The 20,657-nt window shown below is 48.1% G+C and carries 18 protein-coding genes; 14 read left to right on the plus strand and 4 right to left on the minus strand.

The features are described 5' to 3' along the window. Positions 1-47: 47 nt before the first annotated feature. The 3 genes from ACPEIW_RS02005 to cysS form a co-directional block, all read right to left on the minus strand. Positions 48-1,178, minus strand: coding sequence for an endonuclease/exonuclease/phosphatase family protein (locus ACPEIW_RS02005; protein WP_425664074.1), 1,131 nt, complete (start codon positions 1,176-1,178; stop codon positions 48-50). Between the two features lie 34 nt (positions 1,179-1,212). After that, on the minus strand, positions 1,213-2,916 hold the full coding sequence (ffh, locus tag ACPEIW_RS02010) for a signal recognition particle protein (RefSeq protein ID WP_425664076.1): 1,704 nt from the start codon (positions 2,914-2,916) through the stop codon (positions 1,213-1,215). A gap of 81 nt (positions 2,917-2,997) precedes the next feature. Continuing rightward, positions 2,998-4,572 (minus strand): cysteine--tRNA ligase, encoded by a 1,575-nt coding sequence (gene cysS, locus ACPEIW_RS02015; protein WP_425664078.1) that lies wholly within the window; start codon positions 4,570-4,572, stop codon positions 2,998-3,000. Between the two features lie 335 nt (positions 4,573-4,907). On the opposite strand from cysS, the gene ACPEIW_RS02020 reads away from it, so the two are divergent. Continuing rightward, positions 4,908-6,329 carry a nicotinate phosphoribosyltransferase gene (locus ACPEIW_RS02020; protein ID WP_425664080.1) on the plus strand — a complete coding sequence of 474 codons (1,422 nt, stop codon included), beginning with the start codon at positions 4,908-4,910 and terminating at the stop codon, positions 6,327-6,329. A 57-nt stretch (positions 6,330-6,386) separates the two neighbouring features. Here ACPEIW_RS02020 and ACPEIW_RS02025 read toward each other — a convergent pair whose 3' ends face one another. Next, positions 6,387-6,671, minus strand: coding sequence for a DUF3039 domain-containing protein (locus ACPEIW_RS02025; protein WP_415696601.1), 285 nt, complete (start codon positions 6,669-6,671; stop codon positions 6,387-6,389). 374 nt (positions 6,672-7,045) lie between these two features. Here ACPEIW_RS02025 and coaD point away from each other — a divergent pair, with 374 nt between their 5' ends. The 13 genes from coaD (at position 7,046) to ACPEIW_RS02090 (ending at position 20,610) form a co-directional block, all read left to right on the plus strand. After that, positions 7,046-7,618, plus strand: coding sequence for a pantetheine-phosphate adenylyltransferase (gene coaD, locus ACPEIW_RS02030; protein ID WP_425664082.1), 573 nt, complete (start codon positions 7,046-7,048; stop codon positions 7,616-7,618). 102 nt (positions 7,619-7,720) lie between these two features. Continuing rightward, entirely contained in the window at positions 7,721-8,677 is a 957-nt protein-coding gene (locus ACPEIW_RS02035; protein WP_425664084.1) for a hypothetical protein, read from the plus strand. A gap of 1 nt (position 8,678) precedes the next feature. After that, positions 8,679-9,326, plus strand: a complete 648-nt coding sequence (locus tag ACPEIW_RS02040) for a YceD family protein (RefSeq protein ID WP_425664086.1) — start codon at positions 8,679-8,681, stop codon at positions 9,324-9,326. Between the two features lie 113 nt (positions 9,327-9,439). Further along, positions 9,440-9,634 carry a 50S ribosomal protein L32 gene (gene rpmF, locus ACPEIW_RS02045; RefSeq protein ID WP_004113441.1) on the plus strand — a complete coding sequence of 65 codons (195 nt, stop codon included), beginning with the start codon at positions 9,440-9,442 and terminating at the stop codon, positions 9,632-9,634. A gap of 98 nt (positions 9,635-9,732) precedes the next feature. Next, complete coding sequence (gene rnc / locus ACPEIW_RS02050; protein ID WP_425664088.1) at positions 9,733-10,644, plus strand: ribonuclease III; 912 nt, start codon at positions 9,733-9,735, stop codon at positions 10,642-10,644. Positions 10,645-10,686: 42 nt separating this feature from the next. Next, positions 10,687-11,823 (plus strand): tyrosine recombinase XerC, encoded by a 1,137-nt coding sequence (locus tag ACPEIW_RS02055; protein WP_425664090.1) that lies wholly within the window; start codon positions 10,687-10,689, stop codon positions 11,821-11,823. A 107-nt stretch (positions 11,824-11,930) separates the two neighbouring features. After that, positions 11,931-13,475: a Fe-S cluster assembly protein SufB gene (sufB, locus tag ACPEIW_RS02060; RefSeq protein ID WP_425664092.1), complete on the plus strand. Its 1,545-nt coding sequence runs from the start codon at positions 11,931-11,933 to the stop codon at positions 13,473-13,475. Further along, on the plus strand, positions 13,475-14,827 hold the full coding sequence (gene sufD, locus ACPEIW_RS02065; RefSeq protein WP_425664370.1) for a Fe-S cluster assembly protein SufD: 1,353 nt from the start codon (positions 13,475-13,477) through the stop codon (positions 14,825-14,827). Before sufB ends, sufD begins: the two co-directional genes overlap by 1 nt. Before the next feature lie 11 nt (positions 14,828-14,838). Beyond that, positions 14,839-15,615: a Fe-S cluster assembly ATPase SufC gene (gene sufC / locus ACPEIW_RS02070; RefSeq protein ID WP_004131884.1), complete on the plus strand. Its 777-nt coding sequence runs from the start codon at positions 14,839-14,841 to the stop codon at positions 15,613-15,615. Between the two features lie 366 nt (positions 15,616-15,981). Further along, complete coding sequence (gene typA, locus ACPEIW_RS02075) at positions 15,982-17,907, plus strand: translational GTPase TypA (RefSeq protein ID WP_425664095.1); 1,926 nt, start codon at positions 15,982-15,984, stop codon at positions 17,905-17,907. A 15-nt stretch (positions 17,908-17,922) separates the two neighbouring features. Further along, positions 17,923-18,357, plus strand: coding sequence for an alcohol dehydrogenase (locus ACPEIW_RS02080; RefSeq protein ID WP_425664097.1), 435 nt, complete (start codon positions 17,923-17,925; stop codon positions 18,355-18,357). Positions 18,358-18,493: 136 nt separating this feature from the next. After that, positions 18,494-19,555: a prephenate dehydratase gene (locus ACPEIW_RS02085; RefSeq protein WP_425664099.1), complete on the plus strand. Its 1,062-nt coding sequence runs from the start codon at positions 18,494-18,496 to the stop codon at positions 19,553-19,555. After that, on the plus strand, positions 19,549-20,610 hold the full coding sequence (locus ACPEIW_RS02090; protein ID WP_425664101.1) for a prephenate dehydrogenase: 1,062 nt from the start codon (positions 19,549-19,551) through the stop codon (positions 20,608-20,610). The genes ACPEIW_RS02085 and ACPEIW_RS02090 overlap by 7 nt, the downstream gene beginning before the upstream one ends. Positions 20,611-20,657 lie beyond the last annotated feature (47 nt).

Here is a 20,657-nt window from a genome sequence, read left to right on the forward strand (position 1 = left end):
AAAGAGCATTGTTATTCGGGCGAATAAGCGGGGAGATAGAGGAGGAGTTAGAGGGGGATTGAAATGCAAACGATTAGCGCAAAGTGGTCGCTGCCGTCCACGCGAATTGTGCTTTGCTCTGTGGCTTTAGCGATGCATCCGCTTGACTTTACTAACACATGGTCAAGCGCAAGATTCGGCCATTTTTGCCACGTTGGCCAGGTTTTTAGTCGCTTTCCAATTTGCATTGATGCGTCGAAAAAGCCTGATTTTAGTAGCGCTCTAAAGCTTGGGTGGTCTGGAGTGGAGTTTAAGTCTCCGCCGATTATTGTGACTTTTTTGACGTTGCTTTTATTGTGATTTTCGCCGATTTTTGCAAGCGACATTATTCCGCTGCTCCAAGCATCGCATCCACGCATAGGCGATTTTGGATGCGCCGAAGCGAATGTCATTAGAAGATTTTCCGCGGAAGAATCGCGAGCAACCGCCGCGTCACAACCAGCAGAATTGCCAGCAGCCAAAGATGAGTCGCAAGCAACCGCCGTAACAATTGGCACGTTTGCTGCATCAATCTTAATCGACTTACCAAAAGATTCCTTAATATTGCTTAGTCGCGTATAAATCGCGTTAAATCCGCCATTTTCGTGGTTGTTTGTATTCCCCAATTGCACATGCGCAAAATCGCGTTCAATCCCAAGTTTTTCAAGGCTTTTTACAAGTTTTTCGCTCACTTCTTGTAAAAGAATCGTGTCGATTTTATGCGTTTTTGCGAGTTTTATTATTTGACTCGCGTTTGCGCGGCCATATCTGCAATTAAGCGTCATAACGCGGATTTCTAGTGATTTTTCCTGCGATCTTTCTAGTGATGATTCTGGCGATTTTTCCTGTTTTATTCGCATCAATCTTCTTGAAAAATACGGCGTATACGATTTCAAAGAGATTAAGAATAACAGTGCATATGCAACACACAAAAATACGTAAGATTTATAAAATTCATTTTGCGAGCGTGTTGCAACTGCAGCCACAGCGCTGGCGATTAGCCCAAAACCTGCGCAAAACGGAGCAATCGGCAGCAGCGCAATAACATAGGGTAGCGGTTTTAGCTTATCTGCTCCAGCTGGCAGCCACCTAAGCAACTGCCAAGCTAGGAGCAAAATAAGCGAAATAAGTAAAATCGCAAGTAAAATCGAGTAAATCATCTACTGGTTATATAGATTATTTGCATTATTTGCATTATCTGCCGAAAAGTCCTGCGAGTCCGCCACCCAAATTAGGCGGCAAGTCAGGCATTCCGCCAGCAAAATCACCTTCGCCACTCATAAGATTTTGAAGATTTTCTGGCAAATTATTAGGCAAATCCTGCTTCTTCTTCATAAAGGCAGACTCGCCAGCGTCATCGCCATCATTTGCATTATTTGCATAAGAATTTCCAGACAAGCGGTCTCTAAGCGCGCGCTCCTCGGCCTCGCGGCGCATAGGATTGCCAGACTTTCCGCCCTTCTTCTTGCTCTTTTTGTCTTTACGCTTAGACTTTCCAGCGCCGCCGCCAAACCCAGGAATTCCGCCCATTCCAGGCATTCCTGCGCCACCGCCATTGCTCATGCGCTTCATCATCTTAGCTGCTTGCTCAAAGCGTTGCAAAAGCGCATTCACTGCGGAAACTGAAACGCCCGCGCCAGCTGCGATACGCGCGCGCCTAGAACCATCAATAATTTTGGTGTCTTTGCGCTCTTTAGGCGTCATCGAGCGAATAATCGCCTCTGTGCGGTCTATCTCGCGGTCGTCAAACTGCTCAAGCTCCTGCCTGTGCGCCGCCATTCCAGGCATCATGCCAAGAATTTTCTTCATAGAACCAAGCTTTTTAACCTGCTGAAGCTGATCCAAAAAGTCATCTAGTCCAAAAGTTCCTTCAGATATTTTGGCGGCCGCTTTTCTAGACTCTTCCTCGTCAAACTGCTTTTGCGCATTCTCAATAAGCGTCAGAATATCGCCCATATCGAGGATTCTGGAGGCCATTCTATCTGGGTGGAAAATCTCAAAATCCTTCAAACCTTCGCCAGTAGAAGCGAACAAAATCGGCTTGCCTGTAACGCTTGCAACAGATAGCGCAGCGCCGCCTCGCGCATCGCCATCTAACTTAGAAAGCACAACGCCCGTAAAGTCAACGCCCTCGTTAAACGCTTGAGCCGTACGAACAGCATCCTGACCAATCATGGCGTCTATAACAAACAGGATTTCTTGCGGATTAACAGCATCGCGAATTTCGCGCGCCTGCTGCATAAGAGCATCGTCCACGCCAAGGCGACCAGCGGTATCGATAATAACCGTATCGTACATTTTTGCGCGCGCGTAGTCAATGGAATCTCGCGCAACTTTAACAGGATCCCCAGTGGCTAAACCAGCCGAAACAACTTCGCTGCCGCCATCACTTTGCACGCCTCGCTCTGGCGCAAAAATCGCCACGCCTGCGCGCTCTGCAACAACCTCAAGCTGCGTAACGGCGTTAGGGCGCTGCAAATCCGCCGCAACAAGCAAAGGCGTATGACCCGAATCCTTAAGCCAGTAGCCCAATTTTCCTGCGAGCGTTGTTTTACCAGCGCCTTGCAAACCAGCAAGCATGATTACGGTTGGGGGGTATTTTGCAAAATTCAGCGGACGCTCAACGCCTGCGCCCAAAACGTTTGTAAGCTCGTCGTTTACAATTCGCACAACCTGTTGAGCAGGATTTAGTGCGCTAGAAACCTCTTCGCCTAGTGCGCGCTCGCGAATTTTAGCGGTAAAAGATCGCACAACGTCTAAAGCTACGTCTGCGTCTAAAAGCGCGCGGCGGATTTCGCGAATCGTGCCGTCTATGTCGGAATCGGATAATTTGCCTTTTCTACGCAAGTGCTTGAATGCGCCAGAAAGTCTTTCTGTTAACGAACTAAATGCTGCCATAATTGCTCTATTCTACAGGTTGTTTGGAACGTTTTGTTATGTTGCTTTTTATTGCTTTTATTATGTTTACATTGTTTTTGATTAAGACAAATGCCACGATGAACCTTGTGCGCAATCTTCGATTACAACGCCAGCGGCGGTTAAAGAGTCGCGAATCGCGTCTGCGCGTGCAAAATCCTTGACAGCGCGTGCAAACGCCCTCTGTTCCAGCTGATTTGTAATCAAAGATTCAAGAGCCTTGTGTTCCGCGCTTGCGCCACTATTCGCGCCTTCGCTCAAATCTTGCGATTTTTGCGCGTTGCTGCGCCATTGTGGAGAGTAAGGGTCTAGTCCAAGCGTGTCTAGCATTGCACGAACTTGCAAAACACAAGTCTTAAGAAGGCTTTTAATGTTATCGTTTTGGCCTTGCGCATAGTCATCCAAAAGCGCGTTACCAGAGCGAATCGCAGTAAAAATCGCAGCCAGCGCGCCCGAAACGTTAATGTCGTCGTTCATAGCTTTAGTAAAATCTTCTGGAAGATTATCTGCATCAACGCCCTGAACTTCCGCATAATCTGGCTGATTTTCGATCACGCGGCCAGTGCGATCGAGGAAGTTAGATATGCGATCATAAGCCGATTGCGCTTCGTTCAAAGATTGATCCGACCACTCAAGCATTGCGCGATATTGCACGCCGCCTAGCGCGTATCGCACAACCCACGCGGATTTTTGAGCCAAAACAGATGGAACCGAAAGGCCGTTTCCAAGGGATTTGCTCATTTTTTCGCCCTTAGATGTAACCCAAGCGGAGTGCATCCACACGTTTGCGCTTTTCCAGCCGGCAGCAAGTGTTTGTGCCATCTCGTTTTCGTGGTGTGGGAAGCGCAAGTCTAGTCCGCCGCCGTGAATGTCGAAAGCGTCGCCAAGATAGCGGTGGCTCATCGCGGAGCATTCAATGTGCCATCCTGGTCGGCCTGCTCCAAACGGCGTGTTCCAACGTGCGTCTTTTTGGTCAAAATCGCAAGGTGCCTTCCACAGCGCAAAATCGCGAGCATCATGCTTATCTGGGCTTGCGTCAGCAGGGTCAACTGGGTTGTATTTGTCGGCTTTGCTGGCTTCATTGCTGCCATATGAATTGCCATTTTGATGCGTAAGCGCGCCGTAATCTTGCCAACTTGGAACACTAAAATACACGTTTCCAGTAGGATTGCCATTCGCATCCGTTATTTCGTATGCGTGTCCGCGATCGATCAAGCGCTGTATAAGCTCCACCATGTCGTTGATGTGACCAGTTGCGCGCGGCTCCACAGTAGGCGGCATAACGCCAAGCGTGTTGTAAGCTTCAGTAAACTCGCGCTCGTAAATGTAGGCGCGCTGCCACCATGTTTGGCCGTTTTCGCTAGCTTTTTTGATGATTTTATCGTCTATATCTGTAACGTTTCTAACGAAAGTAACGTTGTAGCCAAGGCGCAAAAGCCATCGGCGAACAACGTCGAAGGCGATTGCTGCGCGAATATGACCTATGTGCGGCGAGCTTTGCACAGTTGCGCCACACACGTACATTCCAACGTGACCAGGAGTAACGGTTGTAAACTCACTAGTGTTGTGAGTTGCCGTGTTGTATAAGCGCAATCGCGCGGCTGCTGCTGTAAGAGTTCTGTTCGTATTTTCAAGCATAATCTCAATTATATGTTTAGCTAATAACTCACGTTTAGAGCGCGCGAACGATTTGACGCATTTTGTACCATATTTGATCTAAATCACGTACAAACTCGGGAAAATAACTCCGTATTTTGTACCAGATTTGATTTAAATCACGTACATTTTCGGGCGCGACGACCTGCCTGAGCGCTTAGACCGCGCGAACGATTCGACGCACTTTGTAGCTTTGGTCGTAGATAGGTGTAGGACTATGATTGCAAGCAGATAGAAAATGCAAGCGCAACTACGGAAAAATGGCCACTAACCGCCCGCCGAATGCACGCCACTAAAATCGCAAGAAAGGATTAAAAATGATTGATTCTTTTGATTTCGCAAAGTCTGAAGTAAAGTCTGACGTAAAATCCTACACAAACTCTTCCGTACTCATGACCGACATGTACGAGTACACAATGCTAGACGCAGCGCTAAAAGACGGCACAGCAGACCGAAAATGCGTTTTTGAGATTTTTACGAGGCATCTTCCGCAAGGCCGACGATACGGAGTGGTAGCAGGCACAGGCAGAATCCTAGAGGAGCTAGCTCGATTCCACTTTAGTGACGAGGATTTGCGATTTTTGCAAGATCGCAAAATCGTAAGCAAAGACACCATTAAATGGCTAGAAAACTACCACTTTAGCGGCAAAATTCGCGGTTACAGAGAAGGCGAAATGTTTTTCCCAGATTCTCCGATTTTGCAAGTTGAAGGCACTTTTGGCGAATGCACGCTGCTAGAAACGTTGCTGCTTTCCGTGCTTAACTACGATTGCGCGGTGGCGAGCGCCGCGGCTCGCATGGTTTCCGCTTCTGCTGGAAGGCCGTGCATGGATATGGGCGGCAGGCGCACAAACGAGTGGTCGGCGGTGGCTGCCTCTCGCGCGGCGGTAATCGGCGGTTTTAAGGGGACTGCAAACCTGCTTGCGGCAAAGCTTTACGGTCTTAAGGCGATTGGAACGGCCGCGCATTGCTTTACGCTTGTGCACGACAGCGAGCGCGATGCTTTTGAGTCGCAAATTGCAGCGCTTGGCAAAGGCACAACGCTGCTTGTAGACACGTACAACGTTGAGGAGGCTGTTAAAACCGCCGTTCAAGTTGCTGGCGCGGATCTTGGCGGCGTTCGCATTGATTCGGGCGATTTGTGCGTTATGGCTCGTCGCGTGCGCGCGCAGCTCGATGCGTTGGGCGCTAAAAACACTAAAATCACTGTTACTAACGATTTGGACGAGTACGCTCTTGCGTCTTTGCAAAACGCGCCAGTTGATTCCTACGGCATTGGCACAATGCTTGTTACAGGTTCGGGAGTGCCTACTTGCGCAATGGTTTATAAGCTTACGGAGCGCCAGGGTGCGGATGGCGTTATGCAACCTGTTGCTAAGAAGTCTAAGAATAAGGCGACTGTTCCAGGGCGTAAACTTGCGTACCGTTCCTACGATTTTAGTGGAGCGAATGGTGGCGGTGCGAATGGCGGTGCTGCTGGCAATGGCGTAGCTGATTGTGAGCGCGTGATTTCTGGATCGGAGAGTGCGCTCGCCGCCTTTAAGCCGCAAGATTCTTGGGAAGATTTGCTAGTTGACTACGTGCAAAATGGCGAATTTAATACGGAGTTTATGGGTCATGACGCGATTATGCGCGCACAGGATTATTGCGCCAAAGCGCTTAGCAGACTTCCGATTTCTGCTCAAAGTCTTATGCGCGGCGATCCTGCGATTCCTACAGAAATCAGCGTTTTAGGCTAGTTTAGGCTAGTTTTGCTAGTTTTGCTAGTTTATAAATCAGCTTTAATTTGAGTTACTCTAAAAGCCCAGATTGTTCATCTCTTCGTAGATTTTTTTGCACTCTGGGCAAACAGGGTAGTCGTTTGCTTCGCGCTTTGGAATCCACACTTTTCCGCACAGTGCTACAACAGGGCGGCCAGTCAAGCGTGATTCGATTACGCGATCTTTGGAAACGTAGTGTGCAAAGCGGTCTGCGTCGCCGCCATCGTCCATTTTTGCGGATTCGTCTACTTCTGGCTTTTCGAGCAAGCTTGTGCTTGTGCTAGACCCAGAATCTGGGAGGCTTTGCGAATCGTCTTCCATAACAGCGTTCAAATTAGCAGCGTTTAAGCTATCGCCATATTTTGAATCATTTGAAGATGAATCATTTGAAAACGTCATTGCATCCCTTTCGTACAAATCCTTTTCACACAAATCATGTTTGCATAAATCGTGTTTTGTTGCTTGCGATTTATGTTTATACAAGCATAATTCATAATCGCAACAAATGCGCGAATCGACTTGCATGAACGCTTAGACCGCGCGAGCGAAACGCTTCATCCGCTGCGAAAAATCTCGAATCTCCACCGCACTTGCTGCAATCTATGTGAGTTTATGTAGTGTGATTGTGTCGGCTCGTGACCGATTCCTGTATAGATAGTGTCTAGCTCGTGCCAGACACGTGGTAACCTAAAATCATGACTATAGCTGTTTGCCCAGGCTCCTACGATCCCGTTACAGCCGGGCACTTAGACGTGATACAACGTTGTACGCATCTTTTTAACGAAGTGCATGTTTTAGTTGCGGTTAATGCGGCCAAAACGCCCATGTTTTCCGAGTTGGAGCGCGTGGATATTATTCGCAAAGCGCTGGAAGACTTAAAAGACGATTCGCCAATCGGCAAGTTTGCGCCACCTTTGCGCGGTGCAGCTAAATCGCCAGCGTGTAAAATAGTTGTTTCTTCTACAGATGGTCTTATTACAGATTATTGCAAAAAAGTCGGCGCAACCGTAATAGTTAAGGGATTGCGACAAAACGGTGACTACGAGGCGGAGCTTGGAATGGCGCTGGTTAATCGCAAGCTGGCTGGCATTGAAACCATGTTTTTGCCAGCGGATCCTATTTTGGAGCATGTTTCTAGCTCTGTTGTAAAAGACGTGGCTCGTCACGGTGGAGACGTTTCGGGAATGGTGCCAAATAATGTGATCCCACTTTTGCAACACGTTTTTTCTAAAACAAGTCCAATATCAAGCGCAATATCGCTAAAATAAGTACAATAAAGTCATAAATTAAAATAATAAATAATAAATAATAAAATAATAAAATAAGATAATTAAGAGATAAGAGAGCAGCTACTTAGCGAAGGAGCGCAAATGAGCGAAAACGAAGACGACACAATGGAAAGCCAAGTATCGGCAAATCGCAGCCAAAAGTTGCCATTAAATCCAGTGATTGCAAACAGTGACGATTCGCCTAGTGCTGCTTTTGAAGCTTACGACGCTGTGCCTGCTGCAAGTAAGACTAATGATGATGCTAGTGATTCTGCTAGCGATTCTGCTAGCGACTCAGCGGCTGCTGGCGATTCTGCGGCGGCTGGCGATAATGTGCAAAACTTGTTCCCAATGCCAGATTTGCGCGAGCGAGAAGACGGCGGTGCAATAGCGTTTGACGACGAAGAAGAAAACGTGTTTAAGGCAGCAGATCCGCAAACCGTTAGTGAGGAAGTGCGCACAAAGTCGCGCGAAGAGTTCACTACTGTGTACGACATAATCGACACGATGGAAACGGTGTTAAACAGCGCAAAGGGAGTGCTTTTTGCTGCTGGAATGGCAAAGGTGGATCGCGAAGAATTTGGCGATTACTTGTCTAGATTAAAAGACATGCTTCCAGTTCAGCTGGAGCGCGCTAGTGCGTTAATGCGAGAGGCGGAGAGGCGTTTGCGCACGGCGCAAGCTCAAGCAAATTCTGTTGTGAGTTCGGCTCAAAGTCAGGCTGCGCAAATGGTTGAGGAAGCTCAGGAGCGAGCCAGATTCTTGGCAGGTCAAGAAAATGTTGTTGCGATTGCAAGAAACCAAGCGCGCGAGATTGTAAACAATGCGCAAGCAAAGGCCGAAAAGCTTACTCGCGGTGCAGATCAGTACAGCGCCACGGTTATGGAAGGCTTAAAGCAGCAATTAGACAAGCTTGAGCAAGACGTTCAAGCAGGTCAGCGCGTTTTGGAAGAGCGTAGACGCGCGGCTGCACATGTGCAAAATCAGGCTGCTAGTAAGATAGATGACGAATTCTACAGCGAGAGCAGCGAAATAAGCAAAAGTGACGAAAGGAATTAAAATGACATCGCATCCCTCCCAGTCTTTGTGGGCGGTACCAGTTGCGCAAATGGCGGCGCGAGCGGGAAGTAGCATGCAGTTGCATCGCGCATTCCCAGCGCCAGAGGGCATTGGAGACAGCGTTATTGGCGTGCAGCCAGGGAGCGATGTTACAGTAGACGGCAATTTTGATTCCGTTGTGGACGGGCTTATGTTCCAGGGCACGATTACAGCGCGAGTGCATGCAGAGTGCTCGCGATGCTTGATGCCGTTGCATAGGGATTGGCCTGTTGATGTGTGCGCGTTTTTTGCGCGCGTGGAAAGCGGCAAAGGCAGCAAGGTTGCAAATGGCGGAGCGCGTTCTAATAACTCTAATAACTCTAATGATGATTTAGAAGATGCTGATATTTGGGACGAAGGCGACGATTCTGGAAATGTGTATCCGCTGGTTGGTGGCGGCGATTTTGCCGACATTGAGGCGATGATTCGAGACACAATGGTTAGCGAGTTGCCACTTAAGCCTTTGTGCGAGCCAGATTGCAAGGGTCTCTGCACTCAGTGCGGAGAGAATCTGAATGAGCATCCAGAGCATCATCACGACGTTACGGATATTCGTTTTGCGGCGCTTGAAGGTCTTAAGGAAAAGCTTGAAGCACAAAATCGCAGCTGATTTGCACTACATAAACACACAAAATTGTAGTGCGTTTTTACATAATGTATGGCGCTTGCTGTAATATACAGAACGCTTAAGCTCAATCGGTTGAACGAAATAGAGGAAAGATTATGGCACTGCCAAAGTACAAGACCTCGCGCGCTAATACTCATTCGCGTCGCGCCAATTGGAAGGCTTCTGCCGTGCAGACTATTACCTGCCCGAACTGCGGTTCGCCAGCGTTGTCTCACATGGCTTGCCCAACCTGCGGTAACTTCCGCGGTCGCGTGTATCGCGAAGCAATTCGCTCTGCGCACACCAAGTAGGTTGTATTTTAAGAGAACCCTGCCATCGACGGGTGGCAGGGTTTTTGTTTTTGCAACAAAGTCGGGAAGTGAATAGCGCAAATTAATGACTTCAACGCATGCGCTATAATGTTGAAAATATGAGTGGGAACAATACAAAAGATCAAAATGGCGTCAAAAACGATATAAATGGCGTTCAAAATGACGACCAGCACGGCGCATGCACGAACCCAAATCAGCCACAAGACGCTAGAACTGGCAGCATTGGCGTTGCGCGAACACAAGACGGACACACGCAAAATGGTGACCCTACTCAGGAGCTTTTGCGCGCGCTTGGCACTACGATTTCGCCAGATTTGCTTGTTGAGGCGCTCACTCATCGATCTTTTTCGCACGAGCATCCAGGCACTAAAAACTACGAGCGCCTAGAGTTTTTGGGAGACGCTGTTTTGGAGCTTGTTTCTACAGAAACGCTGTTTTCTGCTCACCCAGACATGACGGAAGGTCAGTTGGCTAAGCTTCGCGCTAAGGCTGTTTCGGAGTGGGCTTTGAGCGCGGTTGCGCGAGATAAGTTGCATGTTGGGCCGTATATTCTTTTGGGTCATGGCGAGATGGAGCATGGCGGCGCTCAAAAAGACTCGATTTTGTGCGATATTGTTGAGGCGCTTATTGGCGCGACTTTTGTTGAGCATGGCATTGACGAGGCGCGCGCTGTAGTGCATCGCTTGATTGACGACACTTTGGCGGAGGTTCTTACAGAAGGCCCAGCTTTGGATTGGAAGACTTCGCTTACGGTTCTGGCGCACGAGATGGGGCTTGACGAGCCGCAATATAGAATGTCGGTTTCTGGCCCAGATTACGCGCCCGTGTTCCGTGCGCGCGCGGTTTTGTCGCACGAAAACGGCGATGAGCTGCTGGGCGAGGCGGATGGTTCTAGCAAGCGCAAGGCTCAGCTTGCTGCTGCAGATAAAGCTTGGCATGTGTTGGATAGAAGGCGTAAATCGAGCGCGAGCGAAGAAAGCGGTAATTAGGTCTTTCTGATTGCTGTTATATAGGCGATTTGAGGCGGTTCTATGGCTAGCAGTCGTAATAATAATGATTCATTATTTAACGATGATTCAGCATCATCAACGGTTGCTGGCGACTTTTGCGACTTACGCTACCACTGTGCGCGCTACGTTGACTATTTGCGCGCCAACAAAGGCCTTGGGGAGGCCACTTTGCGCGCGTACGGCGCGGATGTTTTGCAATGCTTAGAGTGGTGTAGTAGCAACGGTTTTTGCGATTTGCGCGCGGTTTCTACAAGTGTTTTGCGCCAATGGATGTATTGGCTTAACAAGAATCACGCGCGCTCGAGTTTGGCGCGCAAAGTGGTAGCTGTGCGCGGCTTTTTTGCGTGGGCTAAGCACGTTGGTTTGATTAGCGCAAATCCTGCGCAAATTCTTTCAACTCCTAAGATTGCTAATGAGCTTCCTACTGTTTTAGACGAATCGCAAGCGCAAAAGTTGCTCGATTATGCGGATAGTTATGCAGATAATTGCGCAGATAATTGCGCTGATAACTTTGCGCAGGATTCAACTGAGCATGATTCAACTGAGCAAAGCAGCACGCAAAAAAAGCCTCGCGCGCAAAAGTCGCAAGCTTCCGAGCGTAAAGAAAATACGCCACTAAAATCGCCCCAAAAATCCCCTCAAGAACATGCACTCGCCCTTAGAAACGCTGCGATTCTAGAGCTTTTATACGCAACGGGCATGCGCGTGGGGGAGCTTACAAGCATTAATGTGCAAGATATGGATTTTGAAAATCACACTGTAAAAGTTACAGGTAAAGGAAACAAGCAGCGCGTGGTGCCGTTTGGCGTTCCTGCTGCAAACGCGTGCAAAGAGTGGATTGAGCATGGTCGAAGTGCGCTTCTGGAAAAGCACGCAGAAACCTCGCAAGCGCTGTTTTTGGGCGCGCGAGCAAAGCGCATTGACCAGCGCATTGTTAGAAGCATTGTTCACGCGGCTGCAGCGGCTGCAAACGTGCCAGATGTTGCTCCGCACGCACTTCGCCACAGTGCTGCAACGCATATGCTCAACGGTGGAGCGGACCTTCGCGAGGTTCAAGAGCTTTTGGGGCATTCATCGCTTAACACAACGCAGCGCTACACGCACGTTTCTATTCAGGCTCTTAAGCAGCGCTACTCGCAAGCCTTCCCTCGTGCCTAGAAAAATAAGGTTTATGCAGAGAATGAAAAGATGTGATTTGAATCACGTAATGCCGCCGCGTGGCTAAATGTATAATCGACTTATAAGCTTGATAGGAGGGTAAAACAGTGGTTGATGATTCAAATAAGCCTGAATCAAGCGCATCATTGAATGAGAATGTAGCGAATCAAAATGACTCCAGCGCGGCAGATGTTGAAATGAGTCAGTACGTAGCAGATCGCGCTCGCGTAAACGAAGATAAAATTCGCCAAGACGAGCAAATCGTTGCCGAATTTGGCGAATACAATTACGGTTGGCACGATTCGGATGCTGCAGGCGAGGCTGCAAAGAAGGGCATTGACGAGTCGGTTGTTCGCGCAATTTCTGCCGATAAACATGAGCCAGAATGGATGCTAAACCTTCGTTTGCAAGGCTACCGCGCGTTTTTGCAAAAGCCGATGCCAGATTGGGGCGTGGATTTAAGCGGTTTTGACGCAGACGATTTTAAGTATTACGTTCGCCCAGTCCACGATCAAGCGAAAACTTGGGACGATTTACCAGAAGACATTCGCAAAACTTACGATAGGCTTGGCATTCCAGAAGCGGAGAAAAAGCGCTTAGTTTCGGGCGTTGCAGCACAGTACGAGTCGGAAGTTATTTACAATTCGATTCGCGAGGATTTAGCATCGCAAGGCGTGATTTTTGTTGATACGGATACGGCAGTTCAAAAGTATCCAGAGCTTGTAAAAAAGTATTTTGCAACTGTTATTCCAGTTGACGACAACAAGTTTGCGGCTCTTAACACCGCAGCTTGGAGTGGCGGCTCGTTTGTGTACGTGCCAAAAGGCGTGCATGTGGATATTCCGCTGCAGGCTTACTTCCGCATTAACACACCGAACATGGGTCAGTTTGAGCGCACGTTGATTATTGCAGATGAAGGCTCGTACGTGCATTACGTTGAAGGTTGCACAGCTCCGATTTATTCCACGGATTCGCTCCACGCTGCAAACGTTGAGATTGTTGTAGAAAAGCATGCGCGCGTGCGCTACACAACCGTGCAAAACTGGTCAAATAACGTGTACAACTTGGTAACTCAGCGAGCCTACGTGCGCGAAGGTGGCACAATGGAGTGGGTTGATGGAAACATTGGCTCCAAGGCTACTATGAAGTATCCTGCATGCATTCTCGCAGAGCCGTACGCAAAAGCGGAGACTATGTCTTTGAGCTTTGCTGGCCGCGGTCAGTACCAAGATACGGGTGCGAAGATGATTCATTTGGCTCCGCACACGAGTTCTACGATTGTTGCTAAGTCGATTTCGCGCGGAGGCGGTCGCTCTGCTTACCGCGGTCTTGTGAAGATTGTTAAGGGCGCTAGTGGCTCCAGCTCTTCGGTTGTGTGCGACGCTTTGCTTGTTGACGATTTTTCTAGGTCCGACACTTATCCGCATGTTGACGTGCGCGAAGATAACGTTTCGATGGCTCACGAGGCCACTGTTTCCAAGGTTTCCGAGGATCAGCTTTTCTATTTGATGAGCCGTGGGCTGGAAGAAAAAGAGGCTATGGGCATGATTGTTCGCGGCTTTGTGGAGCCGATTAGTCGCCAGCTGCCTATGGAGTATGCTCTGGAGCTTAATCGTCTTGTGGAATTGCAAATGGAAGGATCCGTGGGGTGATGAGCGAAGATCTGAAAAAGAATTTAGGCAATAATCTAGGCAATAAAATGACGGAAAAAGAAATTAATATTCCTGTAGCAGACCCTAACGATCCTTACGCGGTTCCTGCCGCAATGCCTTCTAGTGCAGATAAATCCGTTCGCTCTTTTAACGTGCAAGACTTTGCGATTCCAACGCGCAAGCAGGAAGATTGGCGATACACGCCAGTTGAGCGAATCGATGAGTTTTTTGATAGCTTTGAGCCGTCTAACAACGTTACAGTAGCGCTAAAAGGCGTTGATGGCGATTCGCATGCAACTCTACAAATTCTGCCAAAAAACGAGGCTCCGCACACAGAAATGAAGCCTTCGGATCGCGTGGCTGCTGTTGCGTGGAATTCTGCAAAGTCGGCATACGTTTTGCATGTTTGTGGCGAAGTTACAAAGCCAATAATATTGCGAATTCACGGAAACAACTTGCAGTCGCTAGACGCTGCGAAATCACTTGACGCATTGCCACTTGACGCATTGCACTTAGTGATAGAAGCAGATTCTTACACAAACGCGGATATTATTGTAGAACACACAGGAGTTGCAAAGCTTGCTGAAGGCGTAGAAATCATTCTTGGAGAGAACGCGCACGTTTCTACAACATTCATTCAAGAGTGGGATTCAGGCAGCAAACACGTTGGAAATCATAGGATTCACGTGGGTGCTGGTGCGTCTTTACGCCACACAATGGTCACGCTCGGCGGAGACGTTGTGCGAATCCGCATGGATCAGGATTTTGGTGGCGAAAAGGGCGATTTGAACATGCTTGGCATGTATTTTGTGGACCCAGGCGAGCACGTTGAGCATCGCACTATGGTTGTGCACAATCACCCAGAATGCAAGTCGCGAGTAGTGTATAAGGGCGCGCTGTACGGCAAAGGAGCGCATTCTACATGGGTTGGAAACGCGCTTATTAAGCCAGAAGCTCCAGGCACGGATTCGTACGAGTTGAACAGAAACCTGGTGCTAACTCCTGGCGCGATTGCTGATTCGGAGCCAAATCTAGAAATCGAAAACGGAAATATTATTGGCGCAGGTCACGCAAGTTCTGTTGGCAGATTCGACGACGAGGAGCTGTTTTACTTGCAATCTCGCGGCGTGAGCGAGGCGGATGCTAGGAAGCTTGTTGTGCGCGGATTCTTTAACGAGCTTATTGATGAGATTGGCGTGCCGCAAATCGTAGATCATTTGATGGCTGCGATTGAGAGGCGTTTAGCTAAGACGGAAGAATCAGCAAATGCATGCGAATCGCAAGCAGCCGAAAAGTCGCAAGCAGCCGACGAATCGCAAGCAGCCGACGAATCGAAATATGCGGAAGAATAGGAGATAGAAACATGTCAACTTTAGAAATCAAGGATTTGTACGCGTCTGTAGAAACAAAAGAAGGCAAGAAGCAAATCTTAAAGGGTGTAAATCTTACAGTTAATTCTGGTGAAACGCACGCGATTATGGGTCCGAATGGCTCTGGAAAGTCTACTCTCGCATACACTTTGGCTGGTCACCCAAAGTACGAGGTGGATTCGGGCCAGGTGCTTCTAGATGGCGAAGATATTTTGAAGATGACTCCAGACGAGCGCGCAAAAGCTGGGCTGTTCCTTGCGATGCAATACCCTGTAGAGGTACCTGGCGTTTCGATGACGAACTTTTTGCGCACAGCAAAAACAGAAGTGAGTGGAGAGGCTCCGACTTTGCGCGCGTGGGTTAAAGAGCTTAACGAAGCAATGAAGCGCTTAAGAATGGACCCAAAGTTTGCATCTCGTTCTGTAAACGAGGGATTTTCGGGCGGCGAGAAAAAGCGTGCGGAAGTTTTGCAACTAGAGATTCTAAAGCCAAAGTTTGCGATTTTAGACGAGACGGATTCTGGTCTAGACGTGGATGCTTTGCGAATTGTTTCGGAAGGCGTAAATCGTGCTAAAGAAAGCACTGGTTTGGGCATTATGATGGTTACGCATTACACGCGAATCCTTAAGTATATTAAGCCAGATATTGTGCACGTTTTTGCGCAAGGTCACTTTGTAAAGACGGCAGGGCCAGAGCTTGCAGACGAGTTGGAAGAAGAAGGATACGACAAGTATTTGCCAGAAGGTGCCAGTGAGTCTGCGATTGCATGAATCGACCTGCATGGGCGCTTTGACTGAGCTTGAAATTGCATAACGCATTTCAAGCTCCTTCAAAGCGTGATTTGGCTCAAATGTAAAGTCCAGTGGACTTTACATGCCAAATCAGCCGAGCGGCTACTAATAGCCGCGAGGAATAGCGTAGCGCGCGAATGCACTTCGATTCGCTGAGCTTGCTCAAAGTTGAAAGCACGGTGTGCTTTCAACGCAAGCGAAGTCGTTAGCGCGCTTAGACCGCGCTAACGATGCAAAACGATGTTTCGAGCTACAAAATGCGTCAACATCTCTCGTGTAATGGCGTGTCTAAAGCCGCGAGTAAACTCGTTTAGGTTTGGCTAAATAAAACGGAAGAGGTTTGTAATGACTGTTCGCGGTGATATTAGAAATGTGGCAATCGTAGCGCACGTTGATCATGGTAAAACAACGCTCGTAAATGCCATGCTTCAGCAGTCGCACGTATTCTCTGAGCGAGAAGAAGTGCCAGACCGCGTAATGGACTCCAACGACCTCGAGCGCGAAAAAGGCATCACCATTCTTGCCAAGAACACAGCTGTGCAATACACTGGCCCGCTTGCAGAAAAGTACGGTCATCCAGAGGGAATTACAATCAACGTAATCGATACCCCAGGTCACGCCGACTTTGGTGGCGAGGTAGAGCGCGGCATCTCTATGGTTGATGGCGTTGTGCTTCTTGTTGACGCTTCCGAAGGCCCACTTCCGCAAACTCGATTCGTTCTACGCAAGGCACTTGAGGCAAAGCTGCCAGTGATTTTGTGCGTTAACAAAACGGATCGTCCAGATGCGCGTATTGACGAGGTTGTTAGCGAAGCTACAGATTTGCTTCTAGGCCTTGCACAAGACGTTGTAGAAGAAGGAATCGACCTCGATATTGATTCTCTTCTTGATTTGCCTGTGATTTATTGCGCTGCGAAAGCTGGCTATGCATCCTTGAATCAGCCAGAAAACGGCGGTTTGCCAGACAACGATAATTTGGAGCCGCTTTTTGACTCCATTATTTCCAATATTCCAGCACCAGAATACGAGGAAGGCGCACCTCTTCAGGCGCACGTTGCAAACATCGATTCCTCCGACTTCCTTGGCCGCTTAGGTTTAGTGCGAATCTACAATGGCATTTTGGAAAAGGGCAAGACTTACGGGCTTTCTCGCGTAGACGGCTCGATTGAAAACTTCCGTGTTTCCGAGCTTTTGCGCACTCAAGGCTTGGAGCGCACTCCTGTTGCATCTGCAGGTCCTGGAGATATTGTTGCAGTTGCAGGCGTTAACGACATTATGATTGGCGAGACGATTGTGGATCAGAACGATCCAAAGCCTCTTCCATTGATTCACGTTGACGACCCAGCTATCTCCATGACTTTCGGCATTAACGATTCGCCGCTTGCTGGCACAGAAGGCAAGGATCACAAGCTTACAGCGCGTATGATTAAAGATAGGCTTGAACGAGAGCTTATTGGTAACGTGTCTATTAAGGTTCTTCCAACAGACCGCCCAGATGCTTGGGAAGTTCAGGGTCGTGGCGAGTTGGCGTTGGCAGTTTTGGCGGAGCAAATGCGTCGCGAAGGCTACGAGCTTACAGTTGGTCGTCCTCAGGTTGTTACTAAGGCGATTGACGGCCAAATTAACGAGCCTATGGAAAACACTACGATTGACGTTCCAGAAGAATACATGGGCACTGTTACGCAGCTTATGGCGGATCGCAAGGGTCGCATGGATTCTATGAGCAATCACGGATCTGGCTGGATTCGCTTGCAATTTACTGTTCCTTCTCGCGGTCTTATTGGCTTCCGCACAGCTCTTCTTTCTGCAACTCGCGGAACTGGAATCGCAAGCTCTATTTCTGCAGGCTACGCTCCATGGGCTGGTCAGATTGTAACTCGTCAAAATGGTTCTATGGTTTGCGATCGCAAGGGTGTTGCAACGCCTTATGCTATGCAGCGTTTGCAGGCGCGCGGCGTGTTCTTTGTGGATCCGCAAAGCCCTGTTTACGAAGGCCAAATCGTTGGTATTAACAACAAGCCAGACGAGTTGGATGTTAATATTACGCTTGCTAAGCATATGACTAACATGCGTTCTTCTACAGCAGATGTGCTTGAGACTTTGACGCCACCAATTAAGATGAGCTTGGAAGAGTCGCTTGACTTTGCTAACGAAGATGAGTGCGTGGAGGTTACGACTGAGTCGATTCGCGTGCGCAAGATTATTTTGAGCCGCGACGAGTGGTATAAGTGGCGTGCTAAGCAGCGTAGACAGAACAACAACGCTGCGTGATTGCTTATCCTCAAAATGATGTTTAACATAAAGTCGCATTCTGTGCTATTTGCTAGCAAGTGTGCGGCTTTATGCGTTTTGGCCGCATTTTGCGCGGTTTTGGGCACTTTTGCGCACCGAATGGGCGCTATGTACGGCTTTCCGTACGGTCTTGTAATCGCGCTTTTGCTTGTTACTTTAAGCGCGTGTTTTGCTCGTATGCTTTGTGGCATGTTTGGCTTTATTTTGCACGCAATTGTGTGTTGCTCGATTGTGTGGATGATTGCGCTTGGATTGTTTAGGATTTTTGGTGCGTTTAATGGCGTGCTAGTTGCCATTGGATTTGGCGTGGATAATCTTCCCTGGATTGCGCAAAATGCTGGATATTTTTGGCTTTATGGCGTGATTATTGCTCACGCAGTTTTGCTTTGTATGCCTAATAAATTTTTTGTTATTTCTGGCGCTAAATAAGTGGCGCTAAATCAGTGGTAGTGGCACTAAATAAGTGGTGCCAAATCAGTGTAAGGTAGTCTTACTTATAGTCTTAGAGTAGTCTTATTTACAGTAGTCTTAGTCTTATAGTCTTAAAGTAGTTTGAGGAATAGTCATGAATAGCAATATAGTCATGAATAGTAATAAGAACAGCAGTAGTGACCGCAAATTATGCTATTTAGGGCCAGAAGGTTCTTTTACTCATCAAGCTGCTTTAAAAGTTAAAGAACAATGTAAATCGTTAGATACTTTGCGTCTTATTCCAACTGCGTGTGAGAATATTCGTAATATCGCTAGCAAAATTGAAGATTGCTACGATTTGGGTATTATTGCGTGGGAAAACAATATTGAAGGCGTAGTAATACCTAATTTAGATTTATTAATTGATGCAAAAAATATGGTTGGCATTGCTCGCTTGGGTGTTGATATAAGTTTTGATGCTGTTGTTTGCCAGTCGGATTCAATCGATAACTGTTCGACTATTGTTGCTCACCCTCACGCGTTGGCGCAATGCCGTAAGTTTGCTCAAAAGCATGGATTGAAAGAAAAAACCGCGTCTTCAAACGCTGCTGCTTGTAGGGATTTAGTTAATGGCGAAGTTGCTTTGTGCCCTAAAATTTGTGCTGATTTATACAATAGGCAAATTGTGAGTGAAGGCGTTGAAGATTTTTCTGGCGCTCGCACTGAGTTTTTAGTGTTAGCTCCTAGAGATGAGGCTTTAAGTTTTGTTAGTATGCATCGCGAATGCTATTCATCTTTTTCTTCGATTATTGCTTTTATTCCGCGTTGTACAGGTGCTGGAGTGTTAGCAAATTTGCTTGATGTTGTGCGCGATCATGGTCTTAATATGACTTCTTTTATGTCTAGGCCGATTAAAGGTCAAGATGGTTTATATAGTTTTATTGCCACTGTTGATGCTGCTCCTTGGGATTCTACGTGCAAAGCTATGATTCAAGAGGTTGTTGAACATGGTGATTGGGTGCGAGTTTTAGCGGTGTATCCTTCTAATAATCGCAATAATCCGATTATGAATGATTGGATGCTGCCTAATGGTGGAGTGTGTATTGATGCTGCAGGTGAGGCTTCGGTTGAGGCTCTAGGCGATGCTTCAGTTGATGCTTCGGGCGCTTTGCGCACTTTGAACGTAATGCATGCAGAAAGAGAATTATTATGGTAGAAAATGCTGAATTTTCTCAAAAATTTTCTGTTGGTATTGTTGGACTTGGACTTATTGGCGGATCAATCGCAAAGCGTTTGGTGGATGCGGGCTCTTGCAAAGTGTACGCGTATAATCGCCATCAAACAATGTACAGCGAGGCGCGCGCGCTTGGAATCACTTGCGTTGAAAGCGTTGCGGAGCTTGCGCGTATGCAGCCAAATGTTTTGATTTTGTGTAATTCGCTTGCTGCTATGCCAGAAGTTCTTGGCGAGATTTCGCGCGGAATCAACAAGCAGCGCACAACTTTGACTGATGTTGGCAGCGTTAAAGGGCTTGTGCGCGAGCAGGTTAAGGCTGCGGGGCTTGGCGATTGTTATATTGGCGCGCATCCTATGGCTGGCAGCGAGTTTACGGGTTGGCAGGCGTCGAGTGCGGAGTTGCTGCGCGGCGCGCTTTGGGCAATTAGTGTTGATGAGAGCAGCGATTTCTGGCGATTTTTGGCGGTTTTGCGCGTTATTGTGGCGTTGTGTGGCAATCGCGCGCTTGTGTTGAACGATTCCATACACGATGCTTCGGCGGCTCTGATTTCGCACATGCCGCACGTTGTTTCTACAGCGCTGGCGAACGTTTTGTGCGGAAGCGAAAATCGCAATGTTGCGTTGCAAATGTCGGCTGGTTCTTGGAGAGATATGACGCGAGTGGCGCTTACAGACCCGAATCGCACGCGTGCGATGGTTGTGGAAAATCGGCGAAATGTGGCGGATTTGCTGGGTAGCGTGATTGAGGAGTTGAGTTTTGCGAAGAAGATGCTTGAGGAGAGCGATGAGTGCAATGAGTGCGATGAGCGCGCGTTTTTTGCTAAGGCTGATTCTTGGCGCGAATACAAGTATAAAGAGCGCGCGGTTGCTTGCGATGAGTCAGCTGGCGATTTGCGCGAGCTTCGATTTGCGCTTGATTGCCCAGGTGATTGGCAAAGTCAGCTGATTCAAAGCGCGCAAAACGGCGAGCAGATTGTTGGCGTGGCGTTTAGCGATTCTGTGGTTACTTGCGATTTGCGCAACTCGAACTGGTAGATTCGAGCGGCATATAATTAACATATGACCGAATCGCATCAACCGAG

The sequence above is a fragment of the Gardnerella piotii genome, from assembly GCF_049815665.1.
GTDB classification, from domain to species: Bacteria; Actinomycetota; Actinomycetes; order Actinomycetales; family Bifidobacteriaceae; genus Bifidobacterium; species Bifidobacterium piotii.

Excerpts from the sequence above, each read along its gene's own strand:
- ACPEIW_RS02005 (WP_425664074.1), bottom strand. The coding sequence starts at position 1,178 with ATGATTTACTCGATTTTACTTGCGATTTTACTTATTTCGCTTATTTTG.
- ffh (WP_425664076.1), bottom strand. The coding sequence starts at position 2,916 with ATGGCAGCATTTAGTTCGTTAACAGAAAGACTTTCTGGCGCATTCAAG.
- cysS (WP_425664078.1), bottom strand. The coding sequence starts at position 4,572 with ATGCTTGAAAATACGAACAGAACTCTTACAGCAGCAGCCGCGCGATTG.
- ACPEIW_RS02020 (WP_425664080.1), top strand. The coding sequence starts at position 4,908 with ATGATTGATTCTTTTGATTTCGCAAAGTCTGAAGTAAAGTCTGACGTA.
- ACPEIW_RS02025 (WP_415696601.1), bottom strand. The coding sequence starts at position 6,671 with ATGGAAGACGATTCGCAAAGCCTCCCAGATTCTGGGTCTAGCACAAGC.
- coaD (WP_425664082.1), top strand. The coding sequence starts at position 7,046 with ATGACTATAGCTGTTTGCCCAGGCTCCTACGATCCCGTTACAGCCGGG.
- ACPEIW_RS02035 (WP_425664084.1), top strand. The coding sequence starts at position 7,721 with ATGAGCGAAAACGAAGACGACACAATGGAAAGCCAAGTATCGGCAAAT.
- ACPEIW_RS02040 (WP_425664086.1), top strand. The coding sequence starts at position 8,679 with ATGACATCGCATCCCTCCCAGTCTTTGTGGGCGGTACCAGTTGCGCAA.
- rpmF (WP_004113441.1), top strand. The coding sequence starts at position 9,440 with ATGGCACTGCCAAAGTACAAGACCTCGCGCGCTAATACTCATTCGCGT.
- rnc (WP_425664088.1), top strand. The coding sequence starts at position 9,733 with ATGCGCTATAATGTTGAAAATATGAGTGGGAACAATACAAAAGATCAA.
- ACPEIW_RS02055 (WP_425664090.1), top strand. The coding sequence starts at position 10,687 with ATGGCTAGCAGTCGTAATAATAATGATTCATTATTTAACGATGATTCA.
- sufD (WP_425664370.1), top strand. The coding sequence starts at position 13,475 with ATGAGCGAAGATCTGAAAAAGAATTTAGGCAATAATCTAGGCAATAAA.
- sufC (WP_004131884.1), top strand. The coding sequence starts at position 14,839 with ATGTCAACTTTAGAAATCAAGGATTTGTACGCGTCTGTAGAAACAAAA.
- typA (WP_425664095.1), top strand. The coding sequence starts at position 15,982 with ATGACTGTTCGCGGTGATATTAGAAATGTGGCAATCGTAGCGCACGTT.
- ACPEIW_RS02080 (WP_425664097.1), top strand. The coding sequence starts at position 17,923 with ATGATGTTTAACATAAAGTCGCATTCTGTGCTATTTGCTAGCAAGTGT.
- ACPEIW_RS02085 (WP_425664099.1), top strand. The coding sequence starts at position 18,494 with ATGAATAGCAATATAGTCATGAATAGTAATAAGAACAGCAGTAGTGAC.
- ACPEIW_RS02090 (WP_425664101.1), top strand. The coding sequence starts at position 19,549 with ATGGTAGAAAATGCTGAATTTTCTCAAAAATTTTCTGTTGGTATTGTT.